This window comes from Verrucomicrobium spinosum DSM 4136 = JCM 18804, assembly GCF_000172155.1.
Taxonomy (GTDB): domain Bacteria; phylum Verrucomicrobiota; class Verrucomicrobiia; order Verrucomicrobiales; family Verrucomicrobiaceae; genus Verrucomicrobium; species Verrucomicrobium spinosum.
In genome coordinates this window covers 6,895,969-6,913,683 of sequence record NZ_ABIZ01000001.1, presented here as the reverse complement: position 1 = coordinate 6,913,683, position 17,715 = coordinate 6,895,969, and the positions used below count along the sequence as shown (strand labels likewise).

Sequence of the window (17,715 nt, the reverse complement as noted above, 5' to 3'; positions counted from 1 at the left end):
ATGATGAATGGGGGGGAGCCGGTATAGGGGACTGGTGGTTGCGGGGAACACCGCAGTTCATTTCTAATTTCAAATTTATCATCCCTAATTCTATCTGCACCATGTCTGCCTGTATTCTCGCCCTTGAAACGTCCACCCCGCAGGGGCAGGTGGCGCTGTGGCAGGAAGAGGAGGTGGTGTATGCAAAGGCGTTTTCCTCACAGCGCTCGCATAACTCGCAGCTGTTTGCCCCGTTGGAAGAAGCGCTGGAACTGGCGGGGGATGCGCTCGACCTGATCGTGGTGGGGACGGGGCCGGGCTCGTACACGGGTGTGCGCATTGGGATCGCGGCGGCGCAGGGGCTGGGCTGGGCCAGAGGTGTGCCGGTGATCGGACTGTGCTCGCTGCTGGCCCCGGAGGTGGAGGTGGTGCCGGATCACTATGTGATGTGCGGTGATGCGCGGCGGGGCCTTTTTTACGCCGTGCAGATCCAGCGTGGGGCGCTGAGGGTGGGAGAGATCCCGCTGATGGGTAAGAATGACTTTGTGCGTTTCCAGGAGGCGCATCGTGAGGTGCCCTGGTACACGCTGGATGCAGTGTCACCAGCGGAGCTTGAGGGTGTGGTCCCGGTGAGGCCGTCTGCGGTGGGGCTGGCCCGGCTGGCCGCGGGGTTGAGTGCGGAGAATGTGGCGGAATGGGCGGCGGCGGCGCTGGAGCCGGTGTATTTGAGTGCGCCGTTTATTACGAAGGCGAACCCGCTGCGCGGAGGGCAAGTAGGCAGTAGGCAGTAGGCAGTGCGTCAAGGCATTGGACCCGAAGCTGTACGGAGTACAGGCTAAAGCCCAATGCCATCAGGGAAAACGCATCGTCTTGCTGTTTTGCCTTGGCGCGCCTCGGAGCCGCGATGGTGCAACCGCCACGACTGTAACTAGTGAGCCCCATTCAGAAGGGCCGAAGGTCCGGGTTCATACCAGCCTGGGGCAACGCCCCAGGGATAGATGGCCAAACTACCCTTGAGGGCTGTAGGCCCGGTGTCAACAAGTCTGCCTATGACGAGCATCCCTGAATGACGTCGGGCCTACAGCCCTCAACATCTAAAACGAGCGCCTACCTTGGGCGTTGCCCAAGGCTGCAATGATACCGGACCTTCGGCCCTCAATACTTTCACAAAAGGGAGATGCTCGACCTCTCCACTTTTCCCTGATGGCATTGGGCTTTAGCCTGCCGATGCTCCCGGGCTTCGTGCTGCCCCCAGTGAGCACCCCCGCCCAAAATTACCCCTCCAGCCCTGCTGCGGAGCGGGGGCGGTGATATTGTGATTGGGCCTGCCGGGGAGGAGCCTGATGGGTGGCGGGATGCTGGCGACAGCGTCGCGTGGTGCAGAATGGCAATCGGCATGGGTGGGGGGGGCAGAGAGTGCAGATTTTTCACACGAAGGCACAAAGGCACAAAGGGTTGGCAAGACAGGAACAGGGCGGTGGAGGTCCCCTCTGGTGAGTTGAGGTCAGCGCCGGGGTTGGAGTACCGCTTTTAAGCGGAATCAGGATGCGAGCGTTCCAGGATGGGGCTTGCCCCAACGAGGCTGCCGATGGCTTGGGAATCCTGGGAAGGACTCCCACCTTGGGACGTTTGTGAAGTAATTCCGCTTGAAAGCGGTACTCCAACCCTGCTGCGGAGCGGGGGCGGTGATTTTGATCGGGCCTGCCGGGGAGGAGCCTGATGGGTGCCGTGGGTGCTGGCGATGGCGCCAGCGTAGCGCCGATTGGCAATCGGCATGGGTGGCGTGGTGGCGCTGCTGGGTACGTGGGGTTCGAGGAAGGGGGTGTGCGGCAGCCCTGGGCAAACTGAAGTTTGTACTACAAACAGCTTTCCGGGCGGCCGCATGGCGGGGTGGCAACAACAAAAAACCCGCCTCCGGCCCTTTGTGGGGGGCTGGAGTGCGGGTTCGCGGAAAGGGCAGTGCCCTGGGGTCGGCCTAGGACCAGAGGGGGGCGGGGTATTCGCCTTTTTCAGTGAGCGCGCGGATGCTGCTCACGACCACAGCCTTGTCTTCGGGGTAGGTGACGCCGAACCAGGAGCTGCTGGTTTCGAGCACTTCCACATCGGCCTTGCCCGCCTTGATGAGGAGGTCCACGACCTTGGGCACGTAGCACTCAGACTTGGGATCACTGCCGTGTTCCTTGAGGAAGTCCACAAAGGCTTCCTTGAGCTGGGGGAAGAGCTCGGGGGTGAAGCCCCAGAAGTTCATGCTCACGAGCTCGTTGCCGGTGAGTTCCACGGGTTTGTCAGGGTTTTCGTCGTTGCGGGCGCCGGTCTCCGTCTTGTAGATCTTGGTCATCTCTGTGACGGAGGCGAGCTTGCCGTCCTGGCTGGTGCACACGCCGCGGGCCACGCTGCCGTGCTCGGAGAGGGTGTTCCTAAGCTGGAAGCCGACCATGGAGTACTGGGCCTTGCCGTTCGCAGGTTTCAGGGTCTGCAGATTGGCGGCGAGCTTGGCGAACGCGTCGTGACCGTAGAAGTCGTCCGCGTTAATCATGGCAAAGGGCTCTTTGATGTTCTGCTCGGCGGCCAGCACGGCGTGCGTGGTGCCCCAGGGCTTCACTCGGCCTTCGGGCACGCTGAAGCCTTCTGGCAGGTCGTTGAGGTCCTGGAAGGCGTACTCCACAGGCACTTTCTGGTCGAACTTGCTGCCCACCTTGGACTTGAATTCTTCCTCAAAGTCGCGGCGGATGACGAAGACCACCTTGCCGAAGCCACCACGGAGGGCGTCGAACACGGAATAATCGAGCACGGTCTCGCCATTGGGGCCCATGGGGTCGAGCTGCTTGAGGCCACCGTAGCGGCTGCCCATGCCGGCGGCCAGGATGAGAAGGGTTGGTTTCGAAGACATCGTCTTTTTAGGAGAATCTGCGTGTTTTCGCCAATAGGCGGCTCTGAGAGTCCACAGTCCAGGGGGACTGGTCAACTGGAATCGCTGGTGCGGCGTTGACCGCGCCCTTCACCCCGTGGAGCATGGTGCATGCGCGCGCTGAAGGACTCTTATCTCTATGGCATTGTGGATCTGGGCTATGTGAAGCCGGAAGACGTGCCGAACATGACACAGGCTCTGGTAAAGGGCGGTGTGGATCTGCTGCAACTGCGTGCCAAAAAATTCACGCCAGCAGAGGTGGAACGCCTGGCGCGGCTCATGCACCCGATCACCCGCGACGGCGGGATCCCGCTGATCATCAACGACCACCCGGAGGTGGCAGCGGCGGTGGGGAGTGAGGGCGTGCATGTGGGTCAGGATGACCAGGGGGTGGACGCCACCCGCAGCATCGTGGGGCCAGAGTGCTTCGTGGGCAAGTCCACCCACAGTGTGGCCCAGGCCCGGGCGGCGATGGCGGAGGGGGCGGACTATATCGGGTTCGGTCCCCTGTATGCCACGGGGACAAAACCGGACTATGTGCCGATCGGTCTGCAGGATATTGCAGAGGTGCATGCGTTCGCGACCTGCCCGGTCTTCTGCATTGGCGGGGTGAACCCGGAACGTCTGCCGGAGATCGTGGAGGCGGGGGCGAAGCGGGTGGTGGTGGTTTCCGCGTGGTTGCAGGCGGAGGATGTGAGGGGAGCAGTTGAGGCGCTGCGCTGGTTGAGGGGCCCGCAAGCGGGCTGTTGAGACGCGTTGCTAGTTGAGACGGTGCCGCCGGGGCGGCACCTGGTTGAGACGACGCAAGCGTCTGGTTGAGACGCTACGCTGGTTTAGGGATGAGGCTGGCGATGGGGTATGGCCGAAGGTACATCTGACGCACTGGGATCTGGAGACAGGTGGCGTCCGGGGTAGCGCGGCCTGACCGCTTAAAAGCCAATGCCATCAGGGAAAAATTGGATGGAGCGATCAATACCGTAGCATGATGAAACTGAGGGCCAATGGTCCGGTTTCATACCAGCCTGGGCAGCGCCCCAGGATATGGGTCGGAAGAGAATCAGATGGCTGAAGGCCCGGCCTCATCACTCCTGCCCACGACGAGCATCCCTGAATGACCCCGGGCCTACAGCCCTCAATATCTAAAACCAACGCCAACCTTGGGCGTTGCCCAAGGCTGCCATCACTCCGGGCTTTCAGCCCTCAGCTCGTTCGCCAAAGGGAGCTCATCGCCATCCCTTTTCCCTGATGGCATTGGTCCCGCATGCGGGACGGAACTCCAACCCTTGTGGCGGTGGCGGGAGGGGAGGGCTGAGCCTTCAGCATGGTGACCCCGCGATTCTGACGCACTGACGCACTGACGCACTGCCCACTGACGCACTGGAATCCGGAGAGGGTTGCGACCCAGTGCCAAACGGTATGAGACCGCGCCGCATGCCCAACTGCCCCTGACCCAACTACCCCACGAAAAATACCGATTGCGTAGGCAAGGCCCTGCATTCATGTCTGCCGCCCTCAACCTCATCCCCGTTTCACCTTCTCATGTCCCTGATTATCTCCGGTTCGGTCGCCATCGACAACATCAAGACGCAAGTTCAGTCGCAGGAGGGCCTGCTGGGCGGCTCTGCTCCGTATGCGTCGCTTTCCGCACGGTTGTTCGGCGAGGCGGTGCATCTGGTGGGTGTGGTGGGGCATGACTTCCCGGCGGCGCATCTGGACATGCTGACGAGCCGCGGAATCAACCTGGACAGCCTGGAGCGCAACTCAGGCGAGAGCTTCACCTGGACGGGGGAGTACCATGAGGACATGAACAACCGCAGCACGCTCAAGGTGGGCATCAACGTGTTGGAAAACTGGCTCCCCAAGTTGTCGCCGGAGGCGGCCAAGGCGAAGTTCGCCGTGCTGGCGAACATGAGCCCGGACAACCAGCTCCAGACGCTGGAGCAGTGCACGGAAGTGGAGTTCGTGGCGGCGGACACGATGGACCTCTGGATCAACATCGCCAACGAGCGCCTGCATGACGTGATGAAAAAGCTGGACCTGCTGGTGATCAATGACGGCGAGGCCAAGCAATTTGCGGAAACGACGAATCTCATTGAGGCGGGCCGCCGCCTCCAGGCCAAGGGGCCGAAGTACGTGGTGGTGAAGCGCGGTGAGCACGGGAGTTTCCTCTTCGGAAATGGTCCTTCGGAGTTCTTCGCCTGCTCGGCGTATCCGCTGAGCGCGGTGCATGACCCCACCGGGGCAGGTGACAGTTTTCTTGGCGGCATGATCGGCTGGCTGGCGGCCAATGGGAAGAGCAAACCGACCTTTGCGGATCTGCGCACCGCGGTGGCTCACGGCAGCGTGGCGGCCAGCTTCACCTGCGAGGCCTTCAGCACCCAGCGCCTGCAGACGGTGACGCTGGATGAGGTGAAGGGCCGCCTGGAAGAGCTGCGCGCTTACACGAGCTTCTAAAGCTGGCGAGACGCCAGACAAGAAGACACCAGACGTCAGACTTGAATGCTGGCGCAGGGTTGTACGCGCCCCTTGTGGCTTGGCTTCATAGGACTTGCGCCTGAGCGGGGCTGGGAACCCCCGCCTCCTGTACCAGGAAACAAGCTGCGAGGTGGCTTGGTCGCGGAGCAAAGGAGGCGGGGTCTCCGGCCCCGCGGTCTGTAGGGTGGGCGGAGCGGGGAGGGGATCGTGAGCCGGTTGGGAAAACCGGACCACGCCCGTAGCGACCTCGCAGGGTCTGAGTTCAACTCTTGAGTCTCCCGCGCAGCGGGTTGGCGTTGCTTCCTGATGGGGCGGGGTGGAAAGTTTCAGCTTGGTGCAACCAGGGGCCAATTCTGTGCGAAATCCTTATCCCGTACTTTCCCGCGAGGTTCGCCGCCCGGGGATCCGTTTGCTCCACTCGCCATTCGCGCTCCACCTCCCTGTTTCCTCTCCGATTTGAAAACGATCTTCCGCGTCTTTGCCTATGTCCGCCGCTACCCCTGGATGGCGGGGGCGCAACTCGCCTGTGCCGTGCTGGGCACGTTGCTGGTGCTGGTGTTCCCCAGCCTGACCCGGGAGATCGTGGACGTGGTGATCCCCAACGGTCAGATGGACCGGCTGCCGGGGCTGATCTTCATTGGTCTGGCGGCGTTCTTTGGCCAGGACCTCTTCAACAGTCTGCGCATTCAGTTGAACAACACCTTTGAGCAGAAGGTGATCTTTGACCTGCGCAGTGAGCTGTATGAACGCCTGCAACGGTTGCCGCTGAGGTGGTTCGACAACCGGCCCACGGGGGACATCATGACGACGGTGTCGGAAGACATCCCGGCGGTGGAGCGCGTGTTGATCGATGGTATTGAGCAGGGCCTGATCGCCGTGCTGCAGATCGCGGTGGTGGCGTTTTTGATGTTTCACACCAATGCCACGCTGGGCTGGGTGGCCTGTGCGCCCGTGCCGTTCATCATGATGGGGGCGCTCACGTACACGCTGACCTCCAAGGATCGCGCACGCCGCGTGCGGAAGGCAAGCAGTGGGATGAACTCCCTGCTGCATGATAACGTTGCAGGTATGCGCCAGATCAAGGCCTATGCCATGGAGCAGGAGGAACATGAACGCTTCAACCTGGCGAGTGATGCGCTGCGTCGCGCCAGCCTGCACCTGATGCGGGTATGGTCCATCTACCGGCCCAGCATGCGGTTCCTGAACAATGCGGGCTATCTTCTGGTGCTGTGGTTTGGTGCCACGGAGCTGTTCAAGGGCACGCTCACGAAGGGGGAGTTTGCCCTTTTCATCCTGGTGTTGCGTTATTTCTATGAGCCCATCGAGCAGATCCACTCGCTGAACCAGCTCTTTGTGGGCGGTCGCTCGGCGGGTGAGCGGGTGTTCGACATCCTGGATTCCGAGGAGGAGGCGGATGTGGACGCCGGGCGCAAGCTGGAGGAGATCAAGGGGCATATCGTCTATGACCACGTGCATTTCTCCTACGGCAAGGTGCCCACGGTGAATGACGTAAGCCTGGAGGCGCTGCCGGGCCAGACCATCGCCCTGGTGGGGCCGACCGGCGCGGGCAAGAGCACGCTGATCAACCTGCTCACGCGGTTCTATGAATATGATCGCGGCCAGATCCTGCTGGATGGCAACCCGGTGCATGAGCTGAACAAGTGCTGGCTGCGCCGGAGCATCGGCTATGTGACGCAGGAGAGCTTTCTCTTTAACGGGACGGTGCGGGAGAACCTGCGCATCGGCAAACGCACGGCCACGGATGACGAGCTGTGGAGCGCACTCGAGAGCGCCAATGCGAAGCACTTTGTCGAGGCCCTGCCGGACGGTCTGGACACGAAAGTGGGTGAGCGCGGCATCAAACTCAGTGTGGGCGAGAAACAGCGTGTGTCGATCGCGCGGGCGCTGCTGCGCAACCCGCCCATCCTGCTGCTGGATGAGGCGACGGCGAGTGTGGATACGGAGACGGAGCGGCAGATCCAGCAGGCGCTGGACGCGCTTATGAAGAACCGCACGAGCTTTGTCATTGCCCACCGCCTGAGCACGGTGCGCAATGCGGACCGCATCTATGTGCTGGAGAAAGGCGTGGTCGTGGAAAACGGGACGCACGAGGAGCTGATAGCGCACAATGGCTTGTACGCGGGCCTGTGCCGGACGAGTTTGATGGCGGAGTGAGAGGAAAAATTATGAATTATGAATTATGAATTATGAATGAGGAATTGGGGAGTGTCAGGGGTGGGTGGGGATGAGGTTTAGACGGAATTAACAGAATTTACGGAATTGGGATTTCCTTTAACCTTGTGGGTGAGCAGGGTGGGGTGGCGGTTGCACGACCCCCTGGCATCCAGCGCCGGGTGAGCTTCCAGGGAAATAGTGTGTTTCCAATAACCGTGGGCTGGTCGTCGTTCATTCGCCGGATGGCTGCCTTTTTGGGGCGCTGCGGCGTTGTGGCCAGATAGGGATGGAGGCGGGCCATTTTCCCTGACGCGGGCCGTGCGGCACTCCCGCCTTGCAGAAGGCGCGGGGTTGTGCTTGTAGTCGGAGGTTGCCGTTGATCCCCTCTTATTTGTTCTGATCGTGAGCCGTGCCATCAAAATCGTCGCTGCCGTGGAGGCCTGCAAGGGGCTCGCGGTGTTGCTGGCGGCGACGGCGGTGCTGACGCTGGTGCACAAGGATCTGCATGCCCTCGCGGTTTCGCTGGTGGAGCACCTGCACCTCAACCCGGCTTCCAAATACCCGCAGATCTTGGTGCTGGCGGCGGATGATCTCCAGAATACCCGGATGATGCTGCTCGCCGCCGGGGCGGTGGCGTATGCGGCATTGCGTTTTACGGAGGCCTATGGCCTGCTGCGGGAAAAGACTTGGGCGGAGATCCTGGCGGCGGGGAGCGGGGCGATCTATGTGCCGTTTGAGGTGGTCGCGGTGATGCGCGAGGCGTCGGCTTTTCACTGGGGGCTGTTGGGGGTGAACCTCGTGGTGGTGGCGGTGATGGTGCATGCGCTGATGAGGCGGGGGAGGGAGAGGACATCAGGGGATGAGGGGAGGAGTGCGGTTTAACCACAGAGGCGCAGGGAACACAGAGGAGTGGTGGAGTGGTGGAGTGGTGGAGTGGTGGAGTGGTGGAGTGGTGGAGTGGTGGAGTGGTGGAGTGGTGGAGTGGTGGAGTGGTGGAGTGGTGGAGTGGTGGAGTGGTGGAGTGGTGGAGTGGTGGAGTGGTGGAGTGGTGGAGTGGTGGAAGATTGCGAGTTGGCTCATGAACCCGGAGGGTTCGCCATGAATAGCCATGGGTCGGCCGAGCGGAGCGAGGACTACCCATGGTAGGAGGTTAGGAATTCTACCGCGGAGCGGTAGGCCCATGGCGGCCAAGTGGTGATTGGCATTCTCGCGGGAATGGCGTCAGGAGCTTGCCATGCGATGGGCCTACCGCTGCGCGGTAGATCGGCAGTCGGGCGTGGTCCAGTGGTAGCCCTCGCTCCACTCGGTCGACCACTGGCTATTCATGGTGAACCCTCCGGGTTCGGGTGCGGCGGAGGTTGACGGCTGATTCGTGTGAGCGCGGAGGGCGTAGGCTGGGGCACCTTGCTGGATCGAGGACGGTGGGTTTCGCTGAATGTGTTAAGGTTTCAGGACGTTACAAGATGTGGCGAAAGCGGCGATTCTCGCACGCACTCCAAAGATGCTTCGCATCCAGGGGGAGTGAGTTCTTGGGAGTAAGAGCAATTGCTCGGCTTCCGATGTCGGAGGCCTGAGGTGTGAGCTTGAGCCATGAAGGATACAACACCTGGTCCCGCTTGCGGGACTATGGAGTGCGCGCGGGAACCGCCGCTTTGGTGGAGCTTGTGAGCATCACAAGACGGAGAAGAGGAGCAGGGGGATTGCGTGGGGAAATGAACCCACCCCGGGGCCTGCCCCATCGGCTTTTGCACGCCGCTCGAAGGGGGGGCATTGCGAGCCGTTTTGTCTCGACCTGTTGTTGAGTGTATCCTAACATCAGCGCATTCGACGTATTGTGAAGAAGATCATCACAGTTGGGTTCCAAGGTTGGTGCTCTGCTGCAGGGTGGCTCTTGCCGTTCTGGCCGTTGATCATGATGCCGATAATCTTGGTGTTTTCCGTTCGCTGCCATCAGCCCTGGATGGGCATGGTGCTGTTTGTCGGTATGGCGCTTGCGCACCGTTGGTGGTGGACTTGCATTTTCGGCTTGGTTAACGCGTCGGCGATAATTGGAGGATTTTTGGGATGCTTGGTGGCTCTGCTGAGGATGCTGGACAAATGACTTTCCTGGATGCTCGGGCCGGAATTCCAATCCTAGCACTGAGAAAATGCAGGCAAGAGAGCCATTGATTTCTTCTGGATTCTTGCGGAGCGTCGATGGGTTCGCCTGACTTCATATCATCCCCCGTTCATTCGATACTCCGCCGGCCCCTGCGGTTCTCTCAGCTGGTGCGGCGGGCACAAAAAAAGACCATGAAAACGCTCGTTTCCCCTCATCCTGGCGCTGATGACCTCAGTCGCACTCGCCGACATGCCCGTGGTCTTCCCGGACAACAAGAAGTTTGCGGAGGGGGATGGGAGTGACTTCCTGGTGGTATCCAGCATTCCGGGTGACTTAAAGACGCCGGAGGGTGTGGTGGGAGCGATGATGTGGCTGGGCGACCAAGTTCGAAACACGGACCTCCTGCGCCCTTCTCGCCCGCCGCCTTGAAAGGGACTTCCCACTTTGAGGGCGCGCACCCTCTTGGAGCCTATTATCGTGGCGCACGCATCGACGGGAAAACGTGTGTCGTCGCCTCCAGTGGGATCCCGATCACAGTCCGACTGGAGGTCCGTTGGAGAGGCGGGCGATTCAGTTGGGATTGCGGGGCAACATGATTCGTCGATACGGCAGGGATGAGGTGGTGGCCATCGAGGATATCAGCGAGTTCGTTGCGGAGCAGAGGGCTCTCGCACTGAGCAAATCCGATGAACTGATGATCCCTTCCGAGGAAGTGTACTATCCCCAGCGCGAGGATGCCTGGCGGAGCGTGGGGCTTCAGTCAACCAGGCCGGAAGATACGTGTGGCGAGGCGTGACGGATGGCTGGTGCAGGCATCGCCATGGGCCTGCCGCTGCGCGGTAGATCGGCAGGTCCCTGTGGTCCAGTGATAGCCCTCGCAAGACTCGGTCGACCACTGGCTATTCATGGTGAACCCTCCGGGTACGGGTGCGGCGGATGGGGTAGCTCCGGATGTGAGGCTCCAGCGTCACCTTGGAGCGGACGGGTGCGAGGATCAAAAGTGACACCGGCTTCTAGCCGGTGCGTGGTACCGGCGTCTCGCCGGTTCAGGGGTGGTACCCGGACTGGCATAGGTGTCATCGGGATGAATGCGAAATCAAGAACATGAACTTTTCCGTGGAATGATGGACGGACTTGATGCCAACCTATTGTCACGACTAGAACCCAATCCACGACAACTGGTGAAGATCTTGAAACGCCTTGCTGAGAGCCTGCGGCCGAGCAGGTACTTCAGCCTTCGATTTCCCCAGAAGGTCCTGGGCCCTCTCCGCGCTGCCGGGTGGCACAAGGACCGGAAGTGGGACCCCGAGCTTCTCGAAGCTTTTGTGGCAAAATTTAGCAGGGCCTTTCCGCCTGCTGTCGTCAGCGTGTTGTCGGAGTTTGGCGGGCTGGATGTAGGCGACAGTCGGCTGATTTCATTCGGCTACATTGATGACCGTCTGTGCGCCTCCTTCACGGTGTTGGAGGAGCTTGTTGGTGAGCCGCTCTTCCCCATCGGCAGCACGAACATCTTTGAGGACGATGGCCTTGGAGTGCTGATGGATGAATCGGGGCGGGTGTATGTCGATGGAGCTACCGGGTTCGCCCCACCGTGCGACTACCGCCTTGATCTGATCGAGACGGACATCGACCGTTTCCTTAGCCGCATCTTTTCATCAGGTCGCACCCAGGAGCTCCAATCGTGGTACTACAGCCTGCCCGATGGAGAGTGAAGCCGCGCTGGGAAATTCAAGGGTGCGTTGTTACGGCTGGCAACCCTGCGGGCCGGAGGCGGTCTCTATAGGCTGAATTTGTCTGCACTTTTCGGGCGGCACTTGTACCGTGCCAGACATGCCCCATGTGTTCTGTTCTGCTATGAAGACGAAGACGGAGAAGGAGAAAATGCTGGCGGGGGAGTTGTACGATGCCCTGGATCCTGAGCTTGCCCGGGAGCGGGAGCGTTGTCGTAATCTCTGCAAGAGTTTCAATGATTCGCGTGAGAGTGAGGTAGAAGAGCGGCGACGTCTTGTTGATGCGTTGCTGGGCTATCCGAACGATGCGTGGATCCAGCCGCCCTTCTACTGCGACTACGGCTACAACATCAAGCTCGGCAGCAAGGTGTTCTTCAACTTCAACTGCGTGGTGCTGGATGTGATGCCGGTGACGATCGGCAGCAATGTTCTCTTTGGGCCAGCGGTGCAGATCTATACCGCGACGCATCCACTCAGTGCCATGGAGCGTCGAACGTGGCTGGAGTCGGCGAAGCCGGTGACAATCGGGTCGGATGTCTGGGTGGGAGGCGGGGCCATCATCTGCCCCGGCGTAACGATTGGCGACCGGACAGTGATTGGGGCTGGAAGTGTGGTCACCAAGTCCATTCCTGCGGATGTGGTTGCCGCAGGTAATCCGTGCCGGGTGATTCGGAGTTTGACGGAGCAACTGGAATGAGGGTGGCTGGTGGACGTCGGGGGCGGATGGGACTGAGGTCTGACCACAGAGGGCGCAGAAGTGGGAATGGAGTGGTGGAGTGGTGGAGTGGTGAACCGCCGCGCTGACGGGGTGATGCAAAGGAGTGCCGGGCTTTATCCTGGCTCATCGCGCGTCTCCGCCGTCCGGCTCCTTTGCTCTTTGTCGCGTCTTCAATGTAGAAGAACCGTCCCGGTTCTTGTTCGTGAAATCACCCAGCGCACGCAAGAGCCGAGACGGCTCTTCTACCTGCCTGATCACGACGCGAGTCGGCGGGTTGGGGGCTGGAAGTCTGGGGGTGGTGGCTTTGTCGAGAATCTGAAGGGTGCGGGGCGGTCCGCTGAGTCGGCGTTGGCCGTGACTGCCTCATTCAGTTGACCGGGCTTGGTGTCTGCTACAAGCATATTGCCATCCATGTCCTCGCCGCTTGCCACCCTCTATGACCGTGCCGATGCTCTCTGCAATCTCGCCCCGTGGGGGTGGATGAAAGAGGTTGAGCTGCTCGCGTTTCGACATCCTGCTCTTCCTGAGCTTGCGTACCTGAGCGTGATGGGGGCGCAGGGGGATCATCGCTGTCTGGCGGTGTATCTGGGGGAGGAGTCGCTGCACCGTATCAACCTCATCCACGAGGCTCCGTATCTGGGAATCGACCTGGACGCTGACGATCAGGTGGGTTTGATCCTGGAGTCACGCCAGCTTCAGGTTTCATTCAGCAGCAGGGCCCAGCTTGAGAAATACGATCTCGACCAGATCAAGAGCCTCGACCGCAAGTACCGTGGCAAAGTGTGGCCCCAATTCCGATCCATGCGACCGGGACGTGCCGCTGGCCCGCTGGATGATGTGGAGATCGAGGTCCTTACGGCTGCGATCACACAGGTGCTGGACGTCGCTCCGCGAATTTCAGCAGGATTGGTCACGGATTCCCGAAGGACTCCGCGGTTTCAAATTCTCGGCCGCGAACAAGGGCCTGACGGTCAGTGGCGCGATTTCTGGCACAATTTTGACGACACAGAGTATGTGTTCCCGACAACGGGCTGCGATCCCGAGCTCGCAAGGGAGGTCGCGCGGTTGCGCACTAGTGTGGATGTGCAGGTCGCATTCACTCTGCTGCCAACTCCCGTGGGCCCCCGTTTTGGGGAGCAGAGTTATCCGTACATTTTGATGGCAGTGGATTCCAAGAGTGGAACGGTGATGGGCGTGGAAGTGCTTTCTGTAGAAACCTGCACTCACGAGGCACTGCTGGCTGCGGTGCCCGATGTTCTGCTGCGTCTGCTCAAAAAGGCGGGGGCAAGGCCCGCGCTGATCCGCACCACCAGCTACCGTACCGCCTCGCTTCTGGCGGGGCTGGCAAAGGAATTGAATATTGCGATTCATCGCGAGCGGGAGATTCCTGAACTGGAAGCGGCGCTGCACAGCCTGCGCGGCATGATGATGAGAGGCCCGATGTGAAAGGTGAGTGGCTGTTGGTGGTGTGCGGTGGACCCCTCCGGATTTCGGGGGCGGTGGATGCGGTGGTAGCGTAATAGCCTGTCCTGTGGGGTCCGCGGTCGTGTGGGGTCCGGCGGAGGTCGTGGGCAGCACGGTTCTGACCGCGAACTGATCCTGAGTTCCCCCTGGATGAGTTGTCCGCGCTGCTCATGCGGCGTCGGGCCGCAGGTGATCAAGGTTCCCGCGGTGCCGGGCGTTGAATGCCGAATGCAGCAATCTAAAGATTGAACTACAAACAGCTTCGCCTGAGACGTCGAGGCGTCTGGCCGACATGAGAGCCCTGAGGATCACAGGACGCGGCTGGTGGCGAGCTTCAGGCCACCGAGGAAGAGGGGGACGAATGCGGCGATGATGAAGAGGAATCCGGCCTCGATGCAGATGGGCCAGATGAAGGTGCCGGTGAGGAGGGTGAGGGCACCGGTGATCATGAGCACGCCGGAGAGGCACCAGCTCACGCGAGGTGCGGCCAGTGTGGGGCCGCGTTTCCGACGTTTCAGCAGGACCCAGCCGAGGAGCGCGAAGAAGAGGCCTGACAGGCCCCACTTGCTGAGGCTGGCCTGGCGCATGTGCAGGGGCACGTCCTGACAGGTCTGACGCACTTGCTCCACGATGTAGCCTTGGGGGCTTGTCCGTGGCGTGGCTGGGGCGGTGGCGGGGGCCGATGGGGCCTGGGCGTGGAATGCCTCCTGTAGCTTCTCGCTGCGAGCGGTGGGGCGGTCCCCTTTGATCAAGATGTAGCCGGAGGCTTCCAGGGTCTGCACCTTTTCGTCGGCGGTCTTGGCCTGCACGACGGCGTCATAGACGGTGGCGGGAATGTTCTCGAGTTTGGCGATGGTCTCGATGGCGGCCGGGTCTTTGCCGTCGCCGCTCAGGAGGATGACTTTCTTGTCGTGGAGGGTCTGCCAGACGGGCGGGCTTTCGGGGTTGCGGGTGGCGGCGTTGGCCAGCACGTCCTTGACCCGCTCTGTCACGTCGGACTTGTCTTGTTGGGCCTCCACGACCTCCCGCATGGCCTTGATGAGTGACTGCTCTACCCTGCCGAGCAGGGAAAGGGCGCTGATATTCTCCACCACGTCTGCAGCGGCGATGACGAGCGGCAGACTGGCCAGAAGGACGGCAAAGGCCGTGGGCTGGAGAATCTTTGCCGTGGTGAGATGCCAGATGAGCAACAGCAAGGCGAGGGTGTAAAGCGCGAGAAAGCCGAAGTCGAGCCAGAGGAGCTTTTGCGCGGAGTCGGTGTCCTGCCCGATGTCTTTCGGGGAGCTGCTGTGCTGCCCCAGTTCCGCGGAGGAGCCCGAGGGGCTGGCCTGCTTCGCGGAGATGCCAAGCACGCCGTGAAACTCGCCAGGATCGTCTGCCAGCCCCATGGCGATGACGGGGCTGGTGACGTCGTCTGTGAAGCCCAGCCCGGTGTGCTTCTTCATGGTGGGGCTCCAGCTGGCGGCTCCGGAGAGGTACACGGTGTAGCAAATGAGAACGACCAGCGCCCACCAGAACAACCAGTACCTGCTGCGTCTTGTATTCATGGCGAGGTGGGTGGGGCGGAGGGGCTTTCGGTGATGAGGGTGCGTATTTTTGCGATCAGCTTGCGGGTGCTGTCGGACTTCATCTGCGCTGCGATGTGGGCCTGCTCTGAGGCACGGAGATGCCATGAAAGCGGAGGTGCCTGGGGGAGGTATCCCGAGGTGCTGGCGGGCTCGTTGTTCCAGTCCTCCAAGGGGATCTCCGGGAGAATGCGGGTGTAGTCGAACCGTACGCCTGAGGCGTGCCTGTCCCACCTTGACTTGAAGATCTTGAGGAGGGCATCGGGATAGTACTTCTGGGTGCCCTGGCGCACTCCCACGGCGGCGATGATGGGCGAGACGGCGTCGAAGACGGAACCGGCGGTGGACTTCCCTTCATCCTTGCAGGTGTTGGCCGGCGGTTCAGGAAATCCGCTCATGGCGATGAAGATGATGCGGCTGGGCATCTTGAACTGGTGCTGCGGCGGCGGGAGGTGGAGGGCGGCCCGGTAGTCGGCGATGCTGGAGAGCTGGGTCAGGGCCTCATCGAGCCAGGCCAGGGCTCCCACCACGCCGCTAGTTTCATAGTACCCGCCGTCCACCACGTGGAGGAGGCTGCAGCCGTTGGGAAAGGAGGCCCAGTTCTCCTGGCCGGGGATGATGTTGACCTCCTTCCACTCGTGATCACTGATGGCGGGGCGTGCGGCGGGGCTCACGAGGGGGAAGGTGGCGGAGAGCCGGGCGGCGGTGGGCAGGGCGATGTCGGCATTGTACCGTCGGCTGAACTCAACCCATCCGCCGGAGGTGGGCTCCTGTGAGGTGTGGACGGTGGAGAAGCTGATCCGCTCGCCTGTCTCCACGACGGTGCCGTTGAGAATGAGGGCGGGCCGCTGCCCCTCCAGCGCGTCCTGACCCCAGGAGGAGAGGGAGGCGTCGGCCAGGCGCGGGCCAGCGCCGAAGCGGAGCTCCGCGTTCTCTGAGAAGCTGCGCTCCAGCGCCTCACCCCGATCCTTGAGCACCTGGCCGCCGTTTTCCCGGACGAGGAAGGGGAAGGCGATCTTGCGGAAGTCATCGCGCAGGATGGCGAGGGTGACCTCCGCCAGACTGCTGGACTGGGCGGCCAGGGTGGCGGCCCGGAGGGGGATGCCACCCTGGGAGGTGGTGCCTGGGGAGGTGACACCTCCTTGGGGAGAGGCGAAGCTGTAGGCATGGGCATAGTACATGGCACCGACGCTGCCTCCGGAGACGCCGCTGATCATGCGCACCTGCTGGTGGAAGGGGGTGCTGTGCGGGTCCGCCGTCTGCAGGCTGGTTTCGATCTCCTCCAGCAGGGCGAGGGGCCATGCTGCGGCCTGGATGCCCCCTCCTGCCAGGCTCAGCACGACGAAGGGGGTGTCTGGGTGCTCCCGGCCGTGGCGGCCGAGCATCTGTGCCGGGAGCCCCAGGGATTCGTTCCCGTCCTTGTGAAAGTAGAGGTTCTCTCCTTGAACCACCGTGGGAGGGGCGGCGGCGGATGATCGGCCGGTGTCTGGAGGGGGATCCACTTGGGCGGCGAGTTCTGCAGATTGCACCGCCCGGTGTGGGGTGGTGGTGAGTGCCAGCACGCCCGACTCGGACTCGATGGCCGACTTGGGTCTGGGGTAGATGGCGTAGAAGTGGTCGCTCTCCCGCCACTGCGTCATGAGGGTGCAGTAGGCGACTACGGTGAGGATGAGCGGCACGCGATAGAGGTCCAGCAGGTAGGTCAGGCCGGTGCCGACATAGATGACGACGGTGAAGAGCAGGAAGATGGCGGTCACCGGGGCCAGGGCATGCCTGAGGAAGCCGGTGACGATGACGAGCAGGAGGGCGCCAAGGGTGAGCAGGGCGTAGGCATGGGCGCGGGGCTGGCCTCTCTCAAGCGTCACGGGAGCCCCCGGCACGGCGGGGGTGATGACGCCAGCGCTGGCCCCCATGAACTGATAAAACTTCGCCAGCCGGTTGCCCGCCGCGGTCTTGCCCACCTGGGTGGCCAGCCAGCCGAGCAGGCCACCGCGGACCAGAAAGCCCGCGAGGCCGCCCAACTTCATTTTGCCCAGCCAGGTCAGGATAGGGTGGAAGAGCCGGGCTTTCAGCCACGGGGTGCCGCCCATCAGGGTGGCGACGAGCAGTCCGACGAGGCTTCCGGCCAGGAGCCACCACCAACTGGCACCCGGATCAGCAATGAGCGCGGTGAAGGTGGGATCCACGCTGTGCTGGGAGGCGGCGAGCATCCAGCAGATGTTCCCCAGAACGGCGACACCCACTGCCAGCCGCCACCACCGGAGGGCCCGCCGGGAGGTGTCATAGGCTGCGCCGGGGTAGCGCAGGCCCACGCCCTCTGCAAAGGCGCTGGCGACGGAGTACGCACTGCCCCCGGCAAGGACGAACCCGAGAGTCGCGAGCAAGGCCTGGGCAAAGGACTCCACTTCATAGGCTCCCACCGTGAGCGCCCGCAGCGGCCCGAGCCACGACAGCAACGGGAACAAGATCATGATGCCGAGTGTCAGCACCGGGACCCGCATGATATACAGGTAACAAAGCACTCTCAACGGCCGGGTGAACAGCATGCCCAACGCGGCACGCAGGTCCAGCGCCACAGATTTGACGAGGTCGATCATATC

Annotated in this window: 15 protein-coding genes; 12 read left to right on the top strand and 3 right to left on the bottom strand. The window is 62.0% G+C overall.

The genetic code is table 11. The annotated features are described in order from the left end of the window. The first annotated feature begins 101 nt into the window (after positions 1–101). Complete coding sequence (tsaB, locus tag VSP_RS40145; protein ID WP_009964937.1) at positions 102–770, top strand: tRNA (adenosine(37)-N6)-threonylcarbamoyltransferase complex dimerization subunit type 1 TsaB; 669 nt, start codon at positions 102–104, stop codon at positions 768–770. Between the two features lie 1,184 nt (positions 771–1,954). Here tsaB and VSP_RS28150 read toward each other — a convergent pair. Then, entirely contained in the window at positions 1,955–2,869 is a 915-nt protein-coding gene (locus VSP_RS28150) for a nucleotidyltransferase family protein (protein WP_009964936.1), read from the bottom strand. Between the two features lie 129 nt (positions 2,870–2,998). Between VSP_RS28150 and thiE the strand changes: the two genes are divergently transcribed. The 11 genes from thiE (at position 2,999) to VSP_RS28095 (ending at position 13,532) form a co-directional block, all read left to right on the top strand. Next, on the top strand, positions 2,999–3,637 hold the full coding sequence (thiE, locus tag VSP_RS28145) for a thiamine phosphate synthase (protein ID WP_009964935.1): 639 nt from the start codon (positions 2,999–3,001) through the stop codon (positions 3,635–3,637). A 789-nt stretch (positions 3,638–4,426) separates the two neighbouring features. Further along, positions 4,427–5,341 carry a PfkB family carbohydrate kinase gene (locus tag VSP_RS28140; RefSeq protein WP_009964934.1) on the top strand — a complete coding sequence of 305 codons (915 nt, stop codon included), beginning with the start codon at positions 4,427–4,429 and terminating at the stop codon, positions 5,339–5,341. A 477-nt stretch (positions 5,342–5,818) separates the two neighbouring features. Further along, the gene (locus VSP_RS28135) at positions 5,819–7,537 is read left to right on the top strand and encodes an ABC transporter ATP-binding protein (RefSeq protein WP_009964933.1); all 1,719 of its coding nucleotides are present in this window, start codon (positions 5,819–5,821) and stop codon (positions 7,535–7,537) included. A gap of 402 nt (positions 7,538–7,939) precedes the next feature. Then, complete coding sequence (locus VSP_RS28130; RefSeq protein WP_009964931.1) at positions 7,940–8,419, top strand: DUF2127 domain-containing protein; 480 nt, start codon at positions 7,940–7,942, stop codon at positions 8,417–8,419. Beyond that, the gene (locus tag VSP_RS37755) at positions 8,409–8,639 is read left to right on the top strand and encodes a hypothetical protein (protein WP_157211104.1); all 231 of its coding nucleotides are present in this window, start codon (positions 8,409–8,411) and stop codon (positions 8,637–8,639) included. Before VSP_RS28130 ends, VSP_RS37755 begins: the two co-directional genes overlap by 11 nt. 732 nt (positions 8,640–9,371) lie before the next feature. Then, complete coding sequence (locus tag VSP_RS37750) at positions 9,372–9,638, top strand: hypothetical protein (protein WP_009964930.1); 267 nt, start codon at positions 9,372–9,374, stop codon at positions 9,636–9,638. A gap of 225 nt (positions 9,639–9,863) precedes the next feature. Then, a complete protein-coding gene (locus tag VSP_RS28115; RefSeq protein WP_009964929.1) occupies positions 9,864–10,067 on the top strand; it encodes a hypothetical protein in 204 nt (67 codons plus the stop codon). Positions 10,068–10,140: 73 nt separating this feature from the next. Then, complete coding sequence (locus VSP_RS40140) at positions 10,141–10,434, top strand: DUF4291 family protein (RefSeq protein WP_081452767.1); 294 nt, start codon at positions 10,141–10,143, stop codon at positions 10,432–10,434. Positions 10,435–10,759: 325 nt separating this feature from the next. Then, positions 10,760–11,350: an SUKH-3 domain-containing protein gene (locus VSP_RS28105; protein ID WP_009964927.1), complete on the top strand. Its 591-nt coding sequence runs from the start codon at positions 10,760–10,762 to the stop codon at positions 11,348–11,350. A 142-nt stretch (positions 11,351–11,492) separates the two neighbouring features. Further along, positions 11,493–12,065: a sugar O-acetyltransferase gene (locus tag VSP_RS28100; RefSeq protein WP_009964926.1), complete on the top strand. Its 573-nt coding sequence runs from the start codon at positions 11,493–11,495 to the stop codon at positions 12,063–12,065. Between the two features lie 432 nt (positions 12,066–12,497). Continuing rightward, positions 12,498–13,532 (top strand): DUF7309 domain-containing protein, encoded by a 1,035-nt coding sequence (locus VSP_RS28095; RefSeq protein ID WP_009964925.1) that lies wholly within the window; start codon positions 12,498–12,500, stop codon positions 13,530–13,532. Between the two features lie 326 nt (positions 13,533–13,858). Here the strand turns inward: VSP_RS28095 and VSP_RS28090 are convergent, their stop codons facing one another. Further along, positions 13,859–15,097, bottom strand: a complete 1,239-nt coding sequence (locus tag VSP_RS28090) for a hypothetical protein (RefSeq protein ID WP_009964923.1) — start codon at positions 15,095–15,097, stop codon at positions 13,859–13,861. After that, on the bottom strand, positions 15,094–17,712 hold the full coding sequence (locus tag VSP_RS28085) for a hypothetical protein (protein WP_009964922.1): 2,619 nt from the start codon (positions 17,710–17,712) through the stop codon (positions 15,094–15,096). The genes VSP_RS28090 and VSP_RS28085 overlap by 4 nt, the downstream gene beginning before the upstream one ends. Positions 17,713–17,715 lie beyond the last annotated feature (3 nt).

Coding starts and splice junctions, on each gene's coding strand:
- tsaB (WP_009964937.1), top strand. CDS start 102: ATGTCTGCCTGTATTCTCGCCCTTGAAACGTCCACCCCGCAGGGGCAG.
- VSP_RS28150 (WP_009964936.1), bottom strand. CDS start 2,869: ATGTCTTCGAAACCAACCCTTCTCATCCTGGCCGCCGGCATGGGCAGC.
- thiE (WP_009964935.1), top strand. CDS start 2,999: ATGCGCGCGCTGAAGGACTCTTATCTCTATGGCATTGTGGATCTGGGC.
- VSP_RS28140 (WP_009964934.1), top strand. CDS start 4,427: ATGTCCCTGATTATCTCCGGTTCGGTCGCCATCGACAACATCAAGACG.
- VSP_RS28115 (WP_009964929.1), top strand. CDS start 9,864: ATGACCTCAGTCGCACTCGCCGACATGCCCGTGGTCTTCCCGGACAAC.
- VSP_RS28105 (WP_009964927.1), top strand. CDS start 10,760: ATGATGGACGGACTTGATGCCAACCTATTGTCACGACTAGAACCCAAT.
- VSP_RS28100 (WP_009964926.1), top strand. CDS start 11,493: ATGAAGACGAAGACGGAGAAGGAGAAAATGCTGGCGGGGGAGTTGTAC.
- VSP_RS28095 (WP_009964925.1), top strand. CDS start 12,498: ATGTCCTCGCCGCTTGCCACCCTCTATGACCGTGCCGATGCTCTCTGC.
- VSP_RS28090 (WP_009964923.1), bottom strand. CDS start 15,097: ATGAATACAAGACGCAGCAGGTACTGGTTGTTCTGGTGGGCGCTGGTC.
- VSP_RS28085 (WP_009964922.1), bottom strand. CDS start 17,712: ATGATCGACCTCGTCAAATCTGTGGCGCTGGACCTGCGTGCCGCGTTG.